The 16944-nt window shown below is 64.8% G+C and carries 21 protein-coding genes; all 21 read left to right on the plus strand.

All coding sequences use genetic code 11. From position 1 onward, the window contains the following. Positions 1-1524 (plus strand): terminase large subunit (locus tag ACEQXE_RS13795; RefSeq protein WP_370180192.1); only part of this gene is annotated, 1524 nt, incomplete at its 5' end. Positions 1525-1533: 9 nt separating this feature from the next. Further along, on the plus strand, positions 1534-2805 hold the full coding sequence (locus ACEQXE_RS13800) for a phage portal protein (protein WP_370180194.1): 1272 nt from the start codon (positions 1534-1536) through the stop codon (positions 2803-2805). Beyond that, positions 2792-3640, plus strand: a complete 849-nt coding sequence (locus ACEQXE_RS13805) for a head maturation protease, ClpP-related (RefSeq protein ID WP_370180199.1) — start codon at positions 2792-2794, stop codon at positions 3638-3640. The genes ACEQXE_RS13800 and ACEQXE_RS13805 overlap by 14 nt, the downstream gene beginning before the upstream one ends. Before the next feature lie 11 nt (positions 3641-3651). Further along, positions 3652-4965 (plus strand): phage major capsid protein, encoded by a 1314-nt coding sequence (locus tag ACEQXE_RS13810; RefSeq protein ID WP_370180200.1) that lies wholly within the window; start codon positions 3652-3654, stop codon positions 4963-4965. A 130-nt stretch (positions 4966-5095) separates the two neighbouring features. Then, entirely contained in the window at positions 5096-5536 is a 441-nt protein-coding gene (locus tag ACEQXE_RS13815; RefSeq protein ID WP_370180202.1) for a hypothetical protein, read from the plus strand. A gap of 19 nt (positions 5537-5555) precedes the next feature. Continuing rightward, the gene (locus tag ACEQXE_RS13820; protein WP_370180204.1) at positions 5556-6143 is read left to right on the plus strand and encodes a hypothetical protein; all 588 of its coding nucleotides are present in this window, start codon (positions 5556-5558) and stop codon (positions 6141-6143) included. 1 nt (position 6144) lies between these two features. Continuing rightward, the gene (locus ACEQXE_RS13825) at positions 6145-6474 is read left to right on the plus strand and encodes a head-tail adaptor protein (RefSeq protein ID WP_370180206.1); all 330 of its coding nucleotides are present in this window, start codon (positions 6145-6147) and stop codon (positions 6472-6474) included. After that, complete coding sequence (locus ACEQXE_RS13830; protein ID WP_370180207.1) at positions 6475-6702, plus strand: hypothetical protein; 228 nt, start codon at positions 6475-6477, stop codon at positions 6700-6702. Next, positions 6703-7104, plus strand: coding sequence for a hypothetical protein (locus ACEQXE_RS13835; RefSeq protein ID WP_370180209.1), 402 nt, complete (start codon positions 6703-6705; stop codon positions 7102-7104). After that, positions 7105-7536, plus strand: a complete 432-nt coding sequence (locus ACEQXE_RS13840) for a hypothetical protein (protein ID WP_372520187.1) — start codon at positions 7105-7107, stop codon at positions 7534-7536. Between the two features lie 17 nt (positions 7537-7553). Next, entirely contained in the window at positions 7554-7991 is a 438-nt protein-coding gene (locus ACEQXE_RS13845; protein WP_370180212.1) for a hypothetical protein, read from the plus strand. Next, entirely contained in the window at positions 7991-8485 is a 495-nt protein-coding gene (locus ACEQXE_RS13850) for a hypothetical protein (RefSeq protein ID WP_370180213.1), read from the plus strand. The genes ACEQXE_RS13845 and ACEQXE_RS13850 overlap by 1 nt, the downstream gene beginning before the upstream one ends. A gap of 50 nt (positions 8486-8535) precedes the next feature. After that, a complete protein-coding gene (locus tag ACEQXE_RS13855) occupies positions 8536-8778 on the plus strand; it encodes a hypothetical protein (protein ID WP_370180215.1) in 243 nt (80 codons plus the stop codon). A gap of 23 nt (positions 8779-8801) precedes the next feature. Further along, positions 8802-9014 (plus strand): hypothetical protein, encoded by a 213-nt coding sequence (locus ACEQXE_RS13860; protein ID WP_370180217.1) that lies wholly within the window; start codon positions 8802-8804, stop codon positions 9012-9014. A gap of 324 nt (positions 9015-9338) precedes the next feature. Next, on the plus strand, positions 9339-9545 hold the full coding sequence (locus ACEQXE_RS13865) for a hypothetical protein (protein WP_370180219.1): 207 nt from the start codon (positions 9339-9341) through the stop codon (positions 9543-9545). Next, positions 9542-10294: a BRO family protein gene (locus tag ACEQXE_RS13870; protein WP_370180220.1), complete on the plus strand. Its 753-nt coding sequence runs from the start codon at positions 9542-9544 to the stop codon at positions 10292-10294. Before ACEQXE_RS13865 ends, ACEQXE_RS13870 begins: the two co-directional genes overlap by 4 nt. Before the next feature lie 90 nt (positions 10295-10384). After that, positions 10385-13393: a hypothetical protein gene (locus tag ACEQXE_RS13875; RefSeq protein WP_370180221.1), complete on the plus strand. Its 3009-nt coding sequence runs from the start codon at positions 10385-10387 to the stop codon at positions 13391-13393. Between the two features lie 2 nt (positions 13394-13395). Then, positions 13396-14088, plus strand: coding sequence for a hypothetical protein (locus ACEQXE_RS13880; RefSeq protein WP_370180223.1), 693 nt, complete (start codon positions 13396-13398; stop codon positions 14086-14088). After that, positions 14085-14684, plus strand: coding sequence for a hypothetical protein (locus ACEQXE_RS13885; RefSeq protein ID WP_370180224.1), 600 nt, complete (start codon positions 14085-14087; stop codon positions 14682-14684). The genes ACEQXE_RS13880 and ACEQXE_RS13885 overlap by 4 nt, the downstream gene beginning before the upstream one ends. 2 nt (positions 14685-14686) lie before the next feature. Beyond that, positions 14687-15100, plus strand: coding sequence for a hypothetical protein (locus tag ACEQXE_RS13890; RefSeq protein ID WP_370180225.1), 414 nt, complete (start codon positions 14687-14689; stop codon positions 15098-15100). After that, complete coding sequence (locus ACEQXE_RS13895) at positions 15097-16944, plus strand: phage tail protein (protein ID WP_370180227.1); 1848 nt, start codon at positions 15097-15099, stop codon at positions 16942-16944. Before ACEQXE_RS13890 ends, ACEQXE_RS13895 begins: the two co-directional genes overlap by 4 nt.

Consider the following 16944-nt stretch of genomic DNA (forward strand, 5'->3'; position numbering starts at 1 on the left):
GACGCTCTGTTCGGTGCAGAGGCTCCGGCGAGCGGCCGGCGGCGGATCAGGCGGTTCATGCTGCTGATCAGCAAGAAGAACGGCAAGTCGACCATCGCCGCCGGCGTGATGCTGACGGCCCTGATCATCAACTGGCGGCACAATGCCGAGCTGATGATCCTGGCGCCGACGATCGAGGTGGCCGGCAACAGCTTCGAACCGGCGGTGGGCATGGTCCGCGCCGACCCGCAGCTGGATGCGCTACTGCACGTGATCGAGAACCGACGGACGATCAAACACCGGGTCACCGGCGCATCGCTGAAGGTGGTCGCGGCGGACAGCGACACCGCGGCGGGCAAGAAGGCCGGCATGGTGCTGGTCGAGGAGCTGTGGCTGTTCGGCAAGCGGCCGAAAAGCGCGGCGATGCTGCGCGAGGCACTGGGCGGGCTTGCAGCCCGGCCGGAAGGCTTCGTGCTGTTCGTGACGACGCATAGCGACGAACCGCCCGCTGGCGTGTTCAAGAGCGAGCTGGAATATTTCCGCGACGTGCGCGACGGGGTCATCGCCGACCCCGAAACGCTGGGCGCGCTGTACGAGTGGCCGGAAGAGATGCTGGAGGGCGAGGCTTACCTCGACCCGAAGCACTTCCACGTCACCAACCCGCATCTCGGCCGATCGGTCTCGACCCAGTACCTGGAAAGCGAGCTGGCCAAGGCTCAGCGCGGTGATGGCGAAGACCTACAGATCTTCCTCGCGAAGAACCTGAACGTCGAGATCGGCCTGCGGCTTCGCCGCGACCGGTGGCGAGGCGGTGATTACTGGGACGCCGCGGCGGACAGGACGCTGACGCTGGAGGCGATGATCGCGCGCTGCGAAGTGCTGGTGATCGGCATCGACGGCGGCGGGATGGACGATCTTTACGGCGTGTGCGTGGGTGGGCGCGAGCGGGGCACGAACCGCTGGCTGTACCTGTTCAAGGCCTGGGCATGGCCCGAGGTGCTGGAGCGACGCAAGCAGATCGCGCCGCTGCTGAAAGATTTCGAAGCGGACGGCGACCTGGTCATTTGCAAGGACGTAGTGCCGGCCGACGACGATTATGAGCTGCCGCAGGACATCGCGGAGATTGTCGACCTGGTGCGAGAGGTGAAGGACAGCGGCCTGCTGCCGGAACGCGGCGCGATCGGGTTGGACCCGCAGGGCGTGAGCGACCTGACCGACGAACTGGTCAATATCGGAATCGACGCGGAACAGCTCGTTGGCCTGTCGCAGGGCTTCCGGCTGATGTCCGCGATCGTGGGCCTCGCCCGCAAGTTGAAGTTCGGCCAGGCGGTCCACGATGGATCGCGGATGATGGCCTGGTGTGTCTCGAACGCGAAGGAGGAAGTGGGACGGCAATCGGTGATGCTGGTGAAGTATTCCTCCGGCGACGCGAAGATCGACCCACTGATGGCAGGCATGAACGCGACCAAGCTGCTCGAACTGAACCCGGAGGCGGCGGGCAACAGTGCCTCGCCTTACCGCGAACGCGGGCTATTGACGGTTTAGGTCTGGCAGATGGGTTTCCTTCGTCGGCTGTTCAGCCTGGAAGCGGCCGCGGCGCACGCAGCGCCCCGCGCGATGACTGGCGAGCTGATCACAATTTCAGGTCCGGAAGACCTCGAACGCGCGCTGCGGCACGGCAATATGTCGAATGCCGGGCAGGCAGTGACGGACGATACCGCGATGCGGGTCGCAGCGGTCTACGCCTGCGTGCGGATCATCTCCGGGGCGGTGGCGAACATGCCGATTGGCATCAAGCGCCGCATCGACGATCGCACGCGGGTCGATGTGACCGACCATTCACTGTGGGAGGTGTTTCACCGCCGTCCGAACCGCTGGCAAAAGCCAGCCCAGTTCAAACGGATGATGCAGGCGCACGTGCTGCTTCGCGGTAACGGATATGCGTTGAAAACGCGTGGCGTCGGCGGGCGAGTAATCGGGCTGACGCCGCTTCACCCTGGGCGGATGAAGGAGCGACAGCGGGACGACATGGCGCTGGAATACCTGTTCACCCGCAAGGACGGGTCGCGGGTGTTGTTTCAGCAGGACGAGATCCTGCACCTGTGCGGGCTGACTTTGAACGGATATTCTGGCCTGTCGGTCATCGGCTACGCACGCGAGGCCATCGGCGCGTCGATCGCGATGGAGCATCACGGCAGCACGGTATTTCGCAACGGCGCGAACGTTTCGGGCGCATTGAAGATGCCCGCGGGCAAGACGCTGACCGAGGAACAGGCCGCGCGGCTGAAGGGTGAGTTCGACGAGTTTCGCGCAGGCGGCAACCGCGAGGGCAAGGTTGTACTGCTAGAGGACGGGCTGGAGTTCCAGCAGCTCGCGCTGAATTCAGAAGACGCGCAGTGGTTGGAAGCGCGCAAGTTCTCGCGCAGCGACATCGCGATGTTCTTCGGCGTACCGCCGCACATGATCGGCGACACCGAGAAATCGACCAGCTGGGGCAGCGGGATCGAGGCGCAAGCGCAGGGCTTCGTGACTTACACCCTCGAGGACCACCTGACCATGTGGGAGGAGGCGTTAACTACGGACTGCCTCGACCCGGTGCGCGACCGCGATGTCTACGCGCGGTTCAACCGGAATGCCCTGGTCCGCGGCGACCTGAAGACACGCTGGGAAGGCCACACGAAAGCCCTGCAGTGGGGCGTCATGAGCCCCGATGAAGTCCGCGCCAAGGAAGATATGAACCCGCGCGAGGATGGGAACGGCGGTGTCTACTACGACCCACCGAACACCGCCGGGAGCAGCACAGGAAGTACCAATGACAATCCGTAAACTGCCGCAGGCAAAAGTTCCGGCGAAGCCGAATAACTTCCAGTGGGACGCGCCGAGCGATGTGCTGGCACGCTGGGCCGAGCGCCCGCACGGGGCAGAGGCCGACGAGCCGAACACGATCAGCATCTACGACGTGATCGGCGAAGACTGGTGGACGGGTGGAGGCTTCACCGCAGCGCGGGCCGCGGCGGCGCTCCGGTCGATCGGCAAGAACGACGTGACCGTGAACATCAATTCTCCCGGCGGCGACATGTTCGAAGGGATCGCGATCTACAACCTTCTGCGCGAGCACCCGGCTAAGGTGACCGTTAACGTGATGGGCCTCGCCGCGAGTGCCGCCTCGATCATCGCGATGGCGGGCGACACGATCAACATGGGGCTGGGCAGCTTCCTGATGATCCACAATGCCTGGGGCGTGGTGATCGGCAATCGGCACGACATGCGTGACGCGGCCGGCCTTTTCGACGGCTTCGACGGCGCGCTGGCGGATATCTACGAGGCCCGGACGACGACCGAGCGGGCCGAGATCGTCCGGCTGATGGACACCGAGACCTTCATGGGCCCCAGCCAAGCGGTCGAGCTCGGTTTCGCCGACACGGTCGACGAAGGCCTTCAGCTGAAGGACGGGCCCGACAATTCGATGGACAAGAGCCTGATGGCCCGCCGCCAGACCGAGGCGGCACTGGCCCGGGCCGGATTTTCGCGCAGCGATCGCACACAGATGATCGCCGCGCTCGGTGGCCCGCGCGATGCAACCACCACCCCGCCGCCGGAGCGCGATGCAGGCGACATCCACGCAGGCCTTCGCGGCCTGATCAACACCCTTAAGAACTGACGAGGCAGACAATGAAAAAGAAGATCGGGACGGCCGCACTTGCGGCTTCGACGGCGCTCGCCTGTCCTCCGCGTGCTCGCGGCTTGGTTGCGGCTCGCGCGGAATCAAACCCCTCCAACCTGCGTGATACGCTCGAGGAGCTGAACCGCGCGTTCGCCGCCTTCCGCGAAAAGAACGATGAACGCCTGACCGAGCTGGAACGTGGCCGTGACGACGTGGTGACCAACGAGCACGTCGAGCGGATCAACAACTCGGTTACCGAGCTGACCAACCTTGTCGAGGCGCAGCAGGAAACCATCGCTGGCTTGCGCGCCGGTGGCGGTTCGGGCGATGCCCCCAGCGCGGCCGTGAGCGAGCACACCGGCGCGTTCAACAGCTGGTTTCGCCGCGGGCGCGAGCCGGACGCGGGAATGCGCGAGCTCGAGGTCAACGCGGGCCTCACTACCCAGAGCGATCCCGATGGCGGCTACCTGGTGCCGGAAGAGATGGAGCAGGGCATCGATCGCGTGCTCGGCACCGTCTCCGCCATCCGCAGCCTGTCGAGGGTGATCTCGGTCGGCACCGACGAATACTCCAAGCTGGTCAGCCTCGGCGGAGCCGGCTCGGGCTGGGTCGGCGAAGAGGAGGAGCGACCCGAAACGGCCACCCCCACCCTGTCGAAGATCCTGATCAACAGCGGCGAGATCTACGCCAACCCGGCAGCGACCCAGCGCGCGCTGGACGATGCCGCGTTCGACGTCGAAGCGTGGCTGGCAGACGAGGTCTCGATCGAGTTCGCCGAGCAGGAAGGCGCGGCGTTCTGGAACGGTGACGGGATCAAGAAGCCGAAGGGCATCAACTCCTACACCAAGGTCGCGAATTCGAGCTATGCCTGGGGCAAGCTCGGCTTCGTGAAAACCGGTGCGGCTGCGGCCTTCGCCGCCTCGGACCCGGCCGATGCGATCATCGACCTCTACTATTCGCTGAAGGCCGGGTACCGGAACGGCGCCAACTTCCTGACCAGCGACGCGGTGTTGGGCACGGTGCGCAAGTTCAAGGACGGCCAGGACAACTACCTGTGGGCTCCGCCCACGGTCGATGCGCCGGGCACCATTCTGGGCAAGCCGGTGGTCACCGACGACAACATCGACGCGCTGGGCTCGAACACTTTCCCGATGGCGTTCGGCAATTTCCAGCGCGGCTACCTGATCACCGACCGGACCGGCGTGCGGGTTCTTCGCGACCCCTACACCAACAAACCCTACGTCCACTTCTACACCACCAAGCGCGTGGGCGGCGGCGTGGTCAACTTCGAAGCGATCAAGCTTCTGAAGTGTTCGACCTGATCGCGATAGCGACCATCACGAACGGGGGTGCCGGTTTTCCGGCACCCTCTCTTTCCCCGCCATCGCGGTGACGGGGTAAGAGAGGCGGGTGAAGCCCGGCTCCGCATGACTGACCCAAGGAGATACGATCATGAAGGACATGCACTCCGGCCTTTCGGTCGCGGTGGCCATCGCGGCAGCCGCTCTCGACGCCGACAACACCCCGCCCGCCATCGACCTGCTCGGCTACAACGCCGCCGAAATCGTGCTGGCGATCGGCGCGGGCGGCATCACGTTCAGCGGCACGAACAAGATCGAGTTCAAACTGACGCATTCAGACGACGATTCGACCTACACAGCCGTTGACGTGGACGACCTGCTGGGCGTGGATAGCGTCGGGAGCGGCGGGATCGTCAAGGCGCTGACTTCCGCCCACGCGACGGCCGCCGCGTATCGGTTCGGCTACAAGGGCGGGAAGCGCTACCTGAAGCTACTCGCCGATTTCAGCGGCACCCACGGCACGGCCACACCGATCGCCGCGATCGCGCTGCTCGGCCATGGTGATGTGCAGCCCGAAGCAGATCAGGCTTAAGCGGCCGACCTGACGCGCCATGCTGTTCGAGCTCGGTCACGTCCCCATGCCCGATGGGTATGGGGACGACATCCTGCCGCTCGACGACTGCAAGGCGCACTTGTCGCTGGATGCCGAGGATGACGAGTTCGACCAGCTGGTCGCGGCACTGCGCGACGCGGCGATCGAGCTCGTGGAGCGGCACTGCGGCACCAAGCTGGGGCCGGTTACCGGGCTGACATGGCAGGCCGAAGGCCTGCCGACGAGGTCCATCGACCATGTGCGGCTTTCCATTCGCCCGGTCACGCAGATTACCGCCATTAGCTGGCGCAATAGCGCTGGCGATGAGGTGGCGGGCGATCCGGAGGCCTTCCGCGTGAAGGTGGATGGCCGCGTGCTGCCACTGGTCGGCAGCGAATGGCCGACCGGCGTTGCGGGCGAGGTGACGATCACATTCGATGCCGGTTATGCCGAGGGCGAGGCGCCGCCTGCCCTGCTCTCGGCAGTCCGGCTTATGCTGGGTCACCTGTTCCTCAACCGCGAGGCGGTGGTATCGGGTGCTGCATCTGGTGAAGTGCCGCTGGGCGTCACCGCATTGTGTCGTCCGTTCCGCATGCCGGTGATCTGAGATGTTTACGCCCGCCGGTCGCCGCGATCGCAAGATCGTGTTCAGGTCCAACGGTCCGACCAAGAGCGCCACGGGCGAGATGGTGCCCGGCGGTGGCGATGTGATTGCGACCGCGATGGCGCAGGTCAATTTCGGCAAGGGCAGCGAACGTCGGCAGGCCGCTGCGGAAAGCTCGGAGGCGACCGCGACCGCACGCGTGCCTGCAACGGCGCGGACGAAGGCGGTGACCGCCGAACACATCGCCGAGATGGACGGCGCGACCTGGAATGTGACCGGCAACGTCCCCTGGGGGCGCGGCGAACGCGATATCACGATGATAAGAAAGGGCTGAATGATGGCTGGCAAGAAGCAGGCGGAAAAGGATCCGCGCAACGTGACGGTCGAGGCGCTGCGCCCGCACCAGAACAGCTATGGAGACAAGTTCGCCAAGGCCAAGGGTGACACCTATGTCCACCCACGCCCCAGGGGCGATATCGCGGGAGGTGTGGTGAAGCTGGCCGAAGAGGCGAAGACCGCCCCCGCTCAGCGCGTCGTGGCAGCGGACAGGTCGAAGGGCTGAATGATCGGCTTCGCTCTCGACGGGATCGATGAAGCCCGTCGCAAGCTGGCCGATGCCGTGCGTCCGGTGAACGATCGGCGCATCGGCACCCATGCCGCCGAGGTGCTGGAGCCGATTGCCGAAGACGCGCGGCGGCTCGTGCGGAAACGCACGGGCCGGTTGGAAGCGAGCATCCTGGTCGCGCCGACCTTCGCATTTACAGGCGAGACCGACGGGCAGAGCGTGTCCGTGGGTGTGCTCGATGCAGGCGGCGACGGGGTCTTCTGGGGCCACTTCGAAGAATTCGGGACGGTCTTCTCTCGTGGATCGCCGTTCCTCACCCCGGCGGTGTACAGGAATATCGACCTCGTCTTCACCGCGCTGGGCAAGCGTGTGGGCGAGGATATGACCGGAGCGATCTAGATGGACGGTGTGGTGGAGTTCGCACTGCGGCAGAGGCTGCGCGCTGCGGAAGCCGTATCGGACCTCGCTGGCACGGTCGGCGGTGAAGCGGCGATCGATATCGGTGAGCGCAAGAGCAACAATGTCAGCGCCTTTCCGGCGGTGGTGCAGACCGTCGTGGAGCCAGGCAGGATTTACAACCAAAGTCGCCGCCAAGGGACGCGGAAGGGATTGTTTAGGTACGAGGTCTTTGGGCTGAATGCCGACAGCACTCTGCTTCTCGCCGAAGCGATTGCGGACGAACTGGAGGCTGAGCCCGAAGCAAGTATCGCGGGCGTGCGTTTCCAGCGTGGAATTATCTTTGCCGGCCCGCGCAACGGCGGAGTCGAGGCGCTGGGTGACCTGACGATCCACCGCCGTATCCTCGACATGGAAATTACTACAAAAACCTGAAGCGAAAGGAAGTCGACATGGCCGATGGCGATGGTGTTGTTAATACTGGCGGGCTCGAGCTACATTTAACCAATAGCTCCGACGTGCTGACCGAAATCCTCAACCTTAAACGGGTCTCGATGCCGAAAATCCGGTTCGAGAAGGCCGAGGTGACCAATCAGGCCGACGGCGGCGTGAAGCGGCACAAGGTCGGCATGGGTGAATACCCCGAACTGACTGCGGTGATCGGCTATGAACCCGGCGGGCCTGACGAACTGCTGATCGAAGAGCACAAGCTCAGCAAGGAAGATCGCCCCTTCAAGGTCGTCGTCGTGAAGGAGGACGGAACCTTACGCGAGGGCTCGGGCACGATCCAGATTTTGACGTTCGAACCTGACGACGGGTCGATGGGTGGTGAGCGCACCGCCACTCTCACTGGCATCGTGAATACCATAACCGAGGCGGACGCGGCGTAATGAGCAGCGCGGCGCAATTCACAGGTGAGGCCGAGTTCCTGCTGGAGGGCTCGGTCTACCGGCTGACGATCAACAACATGGCCCTGCTGGAGGCCGAGGGAGTGCTGGATCAGTCGATGCTCGACTGGGCGCCGCAGCTCGCGCAAGCGCTCAAGACCGGCCAGCACCCGCAGCTCCGCCACCTATGTGCGCTGGTCTATGGCGCGCTGAAAATCAATCACCACAGCATCACGCAAGACTTCGTGGTCGAGGTGGCGATGGGCCAGCACGGTGCCGAAGCACGACAGGCGTTGTTCGCCGCGGTGATCGAGGCGCTTCAGGGTCTCGACGTTCCCGAGATGGCCGACGGCGATTTGGGAAACGCCCCGGCCCCGGCGGGCAATCGCCAACAGCGTCGGGCGGAAAAGGCTGGGACTGGGACGAAGTCTTCCGGCTCTGGTGCGAAGCGGGGTACCCGCCAGAAAGCTTCTGGCAACAAACGCCGCGCGGAGTAATCCTTGCCATCCAGGCGTATCGCCGACGCCGCGATCGGGAGCATACGATCATGGCCCAGGTGGGCTGGCTGACGGCGCACCTGACCTATTATTCGTACCACGCGCCGGACAAGTTCCCCGCGTTCGAAGACCTGACAGGGCGGAATAACCAGGCCGCGAAACGCGAGCCGACGCCGCGCGAGGTGCGAGATGAGGCGTTGTCCGTGGTTGCCACGCTGAACGCGATGAACATGGTCGCGAATCGGCGGCAGAAGCGGTCCGCCGAGACTGGACAACCGCCCGCCGCCGCGTAGGATGACGGCGGGGAGGTTACTATATGCTGCAGATACTTGGTTGGCTGGCCTGCGTTATGTTGGCGGTGAAATTGATGGAGCTGAGCCATTCGCCGCATCTTCGCAAGGAAGACGGGCTGTTCAAACCGGCCGCCCTTGGCGTTCTTTGCGTCGGGTGGGCGAGTATCCCGTTGTTCGTGTACCTGATCGAAGCTCAGGCCGCCGCCGTGACCAGCAGGATGTTGCCAGTTCCCTAATCGAGGTAGTCAGCCAGGATACGGCGGATGGCCTCAGGGCGCCCGGGGTTATCTGGTTGAGCTGAACGCCAATCATCTAGCTCGGCGAGCTGGTCTGGCGGTAAGCGCACGCCAATGAAAGTGGAATTCACCTTCGGGCGACCACGGCGCGGGCCTTTGTTGTTATCAGATATTGACGACACAAGGATAACTGTTATCAGGTAATCAGCCCGGGCGGAAGCTGTCACTTCCGACACCGGGCCTAACCATCGGCAAAGGAGTGTCCCAATGCCTCGGGCTGATTACAGGCTTAGCGTGCCGCTGAACGAGCGGCCAAGTGGATTCTTGAGCGAAATTTCCCCCTCGGCGCGAGGGATCGACATGGTGGACGGCGTTCGAACGCGGCTCGACCAGATCGGTGCGCTGCTGTGGATGATGCGCAATATGGACGATCTGGCACCGGGTATCGCCCTCGCGCTGGGCGGAATTGAGACTGCGGTGGAGGATGCGGGCGCACTTCTCTCCGTGCATTCGGCGCGAGGTGCGGCATGAACGCGGTGAGCTTCGGGTTTGAGGAAAAGTCGGTCCGCGTGATGGATCGCGGCGGCGCGCCGTGGTTCGTGGCACAGGACGTTTGCGGTTGTCTCGGTATCGCCAGCCACCGCGATGCGATCAGCAAATTGGAAGATGATGAGAGAGATGCCGTCGGTATTACCGACGCCATAGGGAGGGAACAGTCCCAAAGCATCGTTTCGGAGAGCGGCGTTTATGCGCTGATCTTCCGCAGCCGCAAACCGGAGGCAAAGCGTTTTCGCAAGTGGGTGACGCAGGAGGTGCTGCCGACGCTGCGCCGGACAGGCGCTTATCTAATGGGGGCGAACGACCAGGCCGACGAGGCAGAGGACCCGCTGCCGCTGGATGCGCCGGACGATATTGAACGGATGCGGGTGAAGCTGGGTCTCGTACGCGAGGCGCGCTACGTCTACGGGCGGAAGACCGCGCGCGGACTGTGGGAGCAACTGGGCCTGCCCGAGGTAGACAAGGACAGGCCACTGGCGCTTACTTTCTGCGCCGATGAAATATGCCCGCTGGTGCGCGGGTGGCTGCATGAACGCTGCGACCTTGTAGCGGACGCGCGGGAGGAAAGCGGCGTCCTGTATGACGATTACCGGGACTGGTGCGAGGAACGGGACGAAATCCCGCTTGCGATCCGGAAGTTCGGCGAGCACCTGCACAAGCTCGGGTTCACGAAAATCAAGAGTAATCGGGTACACCGCATCGGCATCCGCCTGAAAGACTGATCCCGCGCCGCTGCGCCGCGATTGACAAAACAGACCATGTATCCCCCGCCCGGCTGTGCCGCGCGGGGCGCAACCCGTTGGAGCACTTGAATGGCAGGCAATAACCGCATCGCCGACCTGCATGCGGCGCTGACGTGGGACCTGGACGATTTCGAGCGTGGTACGCGCCAGATCGACAATGGTTTTGGCAGGTTGATCGACCGAGCGCGGCAAGTGGCAGACGATTTCGCGTCGGTCGGCAAGCAGATGACGAAGGCGCTCACCCTGCCGATTGCAGGCATGGGTGCGGCTTTTACAGCGCGCGCGGTGATGTTTTCCAACGACGCGAAAGAGATCAAGGTCGCCGCGGGTATTGCGAGCGACAGCCTCGAAAGCTTTCAACGTCGCGCTCACGCAGCGAATGTCGAAGTCGGAATGTCGATGGAGAAGTTCGCCGATATCTCGAAAGACACGCTCGACAAGGTCGGCGACTATTTCGCGACCGGCGGTGGGGAGCTGAAAGAGTTTTTCGAAGACGTGGCGCCGCGGGTGGGTGTGACGGCCGAGATGTTCCGAGGCCTGAGCGGGCCCGATGCGTTGCAGCTGTATTACAACACGCTCGATCGCGCGAATGTCAGCCAGCAGGAGATGACCTTCTTCCTAGAGGCGATTGCCGATGAAGGTTCGGCGCTGATCCCTCTGCTGGCGGAGGATGGCCGCTTGTTCGAGGAACTTGGCAAACAGGCCAACGTCTTCGACGAAGAGGATATCGAACGGTGGATACGCCTTCATGTCGCCTTAAGAGATCTCGGAAAAGCTTTCGACAAGTTCTGGCAGGCCATCGCCGCCACCGGGATCATCGACTGGCTGGCCTCCGCAATAGAAAAACTCACAGGGTTCGTCGAAGGATTCGCCCGCGCCAATCCGATGTTATTCAAGTTCGGCGTGATCGCACTGGGTATCGCTGCCGCGCTGGGCCCCGTGCTGATGGTGCTGACCACGCTGGCGGTGGCGATCCTGCCGCTGTTCCTCGTCGGGCTGGGGCCTGTGTTTCTTGCGCTCTCGGCGCTGATCAACCCTCTCGGTACGCTGTTAGTGGTGGGTGGCAAATTCGCGGGGGTGTTCGCATCGCAGTTGCTGCCCCTCCTCGGCAGGCTCGCGCTTGGCTTCGTCGGCCTCACAGGCCCTATCGGCGCGGTTGTCGGACTGATCCTGCTATTCGCGGACCGGATCATCGACGGGCTGAAAAACGTCTGGCAAATCGCGCAGGAGACCTTGGGACCCAGCCTTGCGCGCCTGTTCGACGCGGTGAGCGATTCTGTTGCCCGGGCGCGCGCGGCATTCAACGAGTTCTCGCAAAGCCCGATCGGGCAATTCCTCGGCTTTATCATCGGCCTGCTCGGTGACCTGGTTGAAGCGCTGGTGACCATTGCCGGTTCGGCGGTAATCGGCGCTTTCAACATCCTCATCACCCTGATCACCGCGGTGGTCGACGCGACCAGCGGCATGGTGGAGATCGTCGCGAACCTGCTGTCGGGCGACTGGGCGGGCGCATGGGAAGCGGCGGGCAATACGGTGGCGCGCGTGGTGGCCGACCTGTTCCCTATTTTCCAGAACCTGTGGAGCTGGATCGAGGGGACGCTGGTGCGGCTTGGCCTGATGGAAGCTCGCGCGGCGCAGGCGAACGCTGCGGTCCGAGGCGAGGAAAACGGGCCCCACGTTTCGAAGACGCTTAGCGGCAAGACAATCTACACCAACGAACTTCTGGAGCTAGGAGATTACCAATCGACCGAACCCTGGCGTCGCACGCCGGATATCTCGGTGCCGAAAGTTTCTCGTGGGAGCGGTCGGGGTGCGACCGGGCCGAGCGCGAAGGAACTGGAAGAGCGGCGCGCGCTGCTGGAACTGGATCACCAGATCGCGGTGGCGCGGGAACGTGGCGACGAGGACAGGCTACGTTCGCTCGAACGCGAACGCGAGCTGAAGCGGATGGTCGAACAGTATGAGCGTGCCGGGCTTTCAACCGTGCTCGCGAAGGCGGCGGCTGAGCGGGACATGCTCGATCTCGACCAGGCGCGTGCCGAGACGCGCGCCCGCGAATTTGCAGACAGCCAGCGCAGTTTCGATATCCAGCTTGCGCGGATCCGCGAAGATTACGCGCACCTGCAGGCGCTGGAAGACGAGGAGTTTCTCCAGAACCGCATCGCGGAGCTGAAAGACAGGACTGCAACGCTGGCCGAAGCGGAGAACCAGGCGGCGCAGGACCTGAAGGCGCTGGAAGAGGCACGCGCGGATGCGGTCGAACGGCGCCTGGCGGCGCAGCAGGCCGCGCACCAGATCGAGCTGGCCGAGCTGCGCGGCGACCGCGCGCTGGCCGATTCGATGCGCGAGAACGAGCGGGTGCTGGCGCGGGCCAAGGAACTGGCGGACAGCGAGCGCATGAACGCCACCGATGCGTTGGAGCAGGCGCAAAGGGAGGCTGCGGACCGATCGCGTGCCTACCTGCAGGGATCGTATCGTGATGCGTTCCGGGGCGGGTTGTACGCCGCGATGAACGGCAATTTCTGGGACTGGTTTCGGGACCGGATGCGCGAAAGCAGCTTCAATGCGCTGGCCAAGGTGCTGGACAAGCTGGCCGATAGCCTGGCGAACATGGTGTTCGACAGCAAGGGCGGCGGGTTGCTGGGTGCGCTCGGCCAGGTCCTGGGGCTCGTGGCGCCCGCTGTGTCCTCCGGCGGCGGCTCCGCCAGGGCGGGAATCCATTCGCACTCCCCCGGGACGACCAATTCCCTTCCCGGTTTCGCATCGGGCGGCAGTTTTCGCGTGCGCGGCTTTGCCGGGATCGACCAGAACATCCTCTCTTTGAACGGCACGCCGGTAGCGCGGGTCAGCCAGAGTGAAATCCTGGACGTGCGCAAGGGCGAGCCTGCGGGCGGCGGGTCGACACAGGTGGGGGTCGATGTGCGGCTGCTCGGCTTCACCGACATGTTCGACATGGAGGTCGACCAGCGGATCGATCGCAAGGCGCCCGGGATTGCGGCACAGGGCGCAGCCGACGGGGTGAAGGCGGCCATCGATCTCAACCCGCGGACGCATGGCGCCGCCTTTGCGACGGGTTGACCATGCTGTTGCTGACGATGCCGTTGCGCGGGGTTGCGAAATCCCGCTTCGAACTGGCGCGGTTCGATGCCTCTGCGCCGGAACGCAGCGGCAGGCTGGGCGGGATTTCCCTGGGGGCCCCGCTGTGGGAGGCCGAGTTCAGCCTCAGCCGGGCGGCCACGGCCGAGCTGGAGGATGAATGGTCCTCCTTCCTCGGCAGGCTGCGCGGGCAGGCCATCCCCTTCCTCGCCTGGGACCGGCTGCGCATCTATCCGCGCGCGCATGGCAGCGGTTTCCGGACGATGACCCGGCCCGACGGGTCGGCGTTCGACGGATCGGCGACGGACTGGAGCCAGACGATCGATGCGAACGGGGAGGCGCAGCTGACGCTGACCGGCCTGCCTGCAGGACTGCGGCTGAACCCGCGCGACTATTGCGGGTTCCGCTGGGATGCCGAGGGGGCCGATGCCGGGACGTTCGAACGGCGCCACATGGTGCGCGTGGAAGTGGGCGGCAAGGCCGATGCCACGGGCGAGATTACGGTGACGATCGAGCCCGCAGTGCCTGAACTGGTCCCGGAAGGTGCGGTGGCGCACCTGGACCGGCCCAGTTGTGTGATGCGCGCAAAGCCGGGATCAATCGATTTCGGGATATCGGATGAAAGCGGGGATCGCATCGGAGGCAAGTTCGCTGCGCTGCAGGACCTGCGCCCGTGAAGGAGATCGCGACGGCTGCACAGGCCGCGATCGAGGCCAACACCGCGCAGGTCGGCGCGGCGCTGGAGATCGTGCTGGACGAACCCGTGCGGGTATGGACGGGTGAAGGCATCCTGCAGTTGCTGGGTGAGGACTATACCGGGCTTTCAAACCGCGAGATGGGCGTCACCGCCAGCGGCACATTGGGCGGGACGGCGCAGAACATCACGCTGACCCTGTCAGGACTCGACCCCGAGGTGCTGCAGCTGCTCGACGCGCCCGAGCTGCGCGGGGCCCCGGTCGCGCTCTACACGCTGGTCTTCGATGCCAGCGGGCGCACGCTGCTGGATCACTGGGTCCACCGCCGGGGTCGGATCGACCGGGTGCCGGTGGAAGAGACCGCGGGCGGGACGGCGACGATTACGCTGGAGATCGAGAGTGCCGCGCGCGGGCTCGGCCGGCGGACGGGGCGCATGCGTTCGAATGCGGACCAGCGCCTGATCGAGCCCGACGATGGTTCGATGAAGGCGGTGACCTATGCGGGCGAGCTGGTGCTGTACTGGGGGGGAGAGAAGCCCGCCCGGGCCGGGACTGCGCTGGCGCGGGGCGGACAGTGACGATGGGTGTGCCCGTGCGCCGCGATCGCAAGGCCCTGATCGCCTTTATAGAGGCGCGCGCTGCGATGGCGCACGATTTCGACGGGAACGACTGTGTCAGCTTCACCATGGGGGCGGTGGCGGCGCAGTTCGGTTCGCATCCCGAGATCGGGGTGCGCTGGCATGACGAGCGCAGCGCGAAACGGGCGATAGCCACGCTCGGCGGGATCGAAGCGGCCACGGATGCGCGGTTCGCGCGTATTGCCCCGCACGAAGCGCAGTTCGGCGATATTGCCGGGGTGGTGGACGAAGAAACAGGCTTCCACCTGATGCTCGTGGAGGGGCAGATGCTGGTAGCGCCGGGTGAAGCTGGGCTCGCGCGGTTGCCACGTTCGCGAATGGTAGCTGCCTGGCGTGCACGGGGAGCCGTATCGTGAAGGTGGTCACTGCGGTGGCGGCAGCTGCCGCAATCGTCGGCGCGACGCTGATTTCGGGAGGAACGCTGACCGCAGCACTCGTTGGTGGCGGGCTTTCCCTTCTCGGCAGTGCGGCGTCTTTGCTGGCGCGTCCGGGTCGCGCGGATCCGGCCACACGGCAGGCATCCGAGCTTGCCATGCAGGTGGGCGAGGTGTTCCGGCAGGTGCTGTTCGGCCGCGCGGCAACAGCAGGCAGTCTCGACTACGCGTTCAATTTTGGTGGTGCCAACGAGACTGACTGGGAAGTCCAGATGCGGTCGCTGGCCGATCACGAGTGCGATGCGCTGGAAGGGTTTTACGTAGGCGACGGCTATTACAGTTTTACCGGCGATGGACCGGTGGCCGGATTCAACGGCCAGCTGGAAGTCTATTTCATGCCGGGCACGGCAAGCCAGACATGGCCGGACATCGTCACAGACAACACCGATTATACCAACGACGATAACGGCGCCGGGGTGTGCAAGGTGGTGGTGGCCTACAAGGCGGACGTACCCGAACAGGCGAACCCGGTGTGGACCGCCGGCCGGCCGGAGTTCTTGTGGGTGCTGCGCGGCAAGAAGTGTTACCAGGCGAGCAAGGATTCGACGGTGACGGGCGGATCGGGCGACCACCGGTGGGACGACCCGACCACGTGGGAATGGACGCAGAACGCCGCGGAGTGCCGTTACCAGTTCCAACGCGGGATCTACGCGCTCGATCGGGTGGACGAGCCGGACCAGCTGCTGCTGGGGCGCGGGCTGTCGGCCACCGAAGCGCCACCCGAACGCAGCATTGCCGCAGCGGTGGTCTGCGCGGAAGAGGTCGACCTGGACGCGGGCGGAACCGAGCCGCGATACACCTTCAACGGTCTGATCGATGCCGACGAGGATTTCATCACGGTCGAGAATTACTTCGCCGCGGCGATGGCCGGGGTGATCGTGCAGGCGGATGGCGGGGTCGAAGTCGAGCCCGGGCAGGCCAAGGCGGTCGCCGCGGAGATCACCGACGCCGACCTGCTGAGCATGGCCGCGGTGAAGTACGAGGACTTCCGGGGAGAGGCCGACCGGGAGTGGATCAACAGCGTGTTCCCGCGCTACGTCTCGCCGCCGCTGAAATACAAGATGCACACCGCACCGCCGCGGCGCGTGCAGGCAGACCTGATCGCTGATGGAGGCCCGCGCGTCGCCTCGCCCGCGCTGAAACATGTGACCAGCGGCACGCAGGCGCAGCGCGTGGGCGAAATCATGCGGCGGCTGGGGCGGTTGCTCGCCACGGCGACGATCCCGCTGGGCCCGCGCTTCGCACACCTGGAGGAAGGCGACTGGATCGGGTGGAAGAGCGACCGGCATTTCGACGGCGCGCGCAAGGTGTTCCGCATCGAGAGCTTCGATCGCGATACGCGCTGGCACCACACGTTCACGCTGCGCGAGATTGCCGTAAGCGTGTTCGACTGGGACGAGACCGTGGACGAGCAGGCGGATACCAGCGCAGCGCCCCAGCAAACGCCGCCCAATACCGGCAATGCCCCGGGCGAGCTCGACTGGACGGTCGAAGGAACGCTGGTGGGCGGATTGCCCGCGCTGGTCGTCACCGGGCAGATCGTCGACGACGATTACGCCCAGTACATCCGCTTCGAATATCGTGAAGACGGCGACACGAACTGGTCGCCTGCGGGCGATCACGGCCGCAATACCCAGACCAAGACGATCACCGGCGTGGAGCCCGACACCGCCTACGAGGTGGCCGTGAGTTACCTGCGGCCAAATTCGATCACTGCGCGGCGTGTGATCGGCCCCGCGACCACCGGCGACCCTGAAGCACCCTGA

Origin of the sequence: Alteriqipengyuania sp. (assembly GCF_964222115.1) — a bacterium.
GTDB lineage: Bacteria > Pseudomonadota > Alphaproteobacteria > Sphingomonadales > Sphingomonadaceae > Alteriqipengyuania.

Excerpts from the sequence above, each read along its gene's own strand:
- ACEQXE_RS13875 (WP_370180221.1), top strand. The coding sequence starts at position 10,385 with ATGGCAGGCAATAACCGCATCGCCGACCTGCATGCGGCGCTGACGTGG.
- ACEQXE_RS13840 (WP_372520187.1), top strand. The coding sequence starts at position 7,105 with ATGGACGGTGTGGTGGAGTTCGCACTGCGGCAGAGGCTGCGCGCTGCG.
- ACEQXE_RS13845 (WP_370180212.1), top strand. The coding sequence starts at position 7,554 with ATGGCCGATGGCGATGGTGTTGTTAATACTGGCGGGCTCGAGCTACAT.
- ACEQXE_RS13810 (WP_370180200.1), top strand. The coding sequence starts at position 3,652 with ATGAAAAAGAAGATCGGGACGGCCGCACTTGCGGCTTCGACGGCGCTC.
- ACEQXE_RS13850 (WP_370180213.1), top strand. The coding sequence starts at position 7,991 with ATGAGCAGCGCGGCGCAATTCACAGGTGAGGCCGAGTTCCTGCTGGAG.
- ACEQXE_RS13820 (WP_370180204.1), top strand. The coding sequence starts at position 5,556 with ATGCTGTTCGAGCTCGGTCACGTCCCCATGCCCGATGGGTATGGGGAC.
- ACEQXE_RS13830 (WP_370180207.1), top strand. The coding sequence starts at position 6,475 with ATGATGGCTGGCAAGAAGCAGGCGGAAAAGGATCCGCGCAACGTGACG.
- ACEQXE_RS13805 (WP_370180199.1), top strand. The coding sequence starts at position 2,792 with ATGACAATCCGTAAACTGCCGCAGGCAAAAGTTCCGGCGAAGCCGAAT.
- ACEQXE_RS13825 (WP_370180206.1), top strand. The coding sequence starts at position 6,145 with ATGTTTACGCCCGCCGGTCGCCGCGATCGCAAGATCGTGTTCAGGTCC.
- ACEQXE_RS13835 (WP_370180209.1), top strand. The coding sequence starts at position 6,703 with ATGATCGGCTTCGCTCTCGACGGGATCGATGAAGCCCGTCGCAAGCTG.
- ACEQXE_RS13855 (WP_370180215.1), top strand. The coding sequence starts at position 8,536 with ATGGCCCAGGTGGGCTGGCTGACGGCGCACCTGACCTATTATTCGTAC.
- ACEQXE_RS13860 (WP_370180217.1), top strand. The coding sequence starts at position 8,802 with ATGCTGCAGATACTTGGTTGGCTGGCCTGCGTTATGTTGGCGGTGAAA.
- ACEQXE_RS13890 (WP_370180225.1), top strand. The coding sequence starts at position 14,687 with ATGGGTGTGCCCGTGCGCCGCGATCGCAAGGCCCTGATCGCCTTTATA.
- ACEQXE_RS13870 (WP_370180220.1), top strand. The coding sequence starts at position 9,542 with ATGAACGCGGTGAGCTTCGGGTTTGAGGAAAAGTCGGTCCGCGTGATG.
- ACEQXE_RS13880 (WP_370180223.1), top strand. The coding sequence starts at position 13,396 with ATGCTGTTGCTGACGATGCCGTTGCGCGGGGTTGCGAAATCCCGCTTC.
- ACEQXE_RS13800 (WP_370180194.1), top strand. The coding sequence starts at position 1,534 with ATGGGTTTCCTTCGTCGGCTGTTCAGCCTGGAAGCGGCCGCGGCGCAC.
- ACEQXE_RS13815 (WP_370180202.1), top strand. The coding sequence starts at position 5,096 with ATGAAGGACATGCACTCCGGCCTTTCGGTCGCGGTGGCCATCGCGGCA.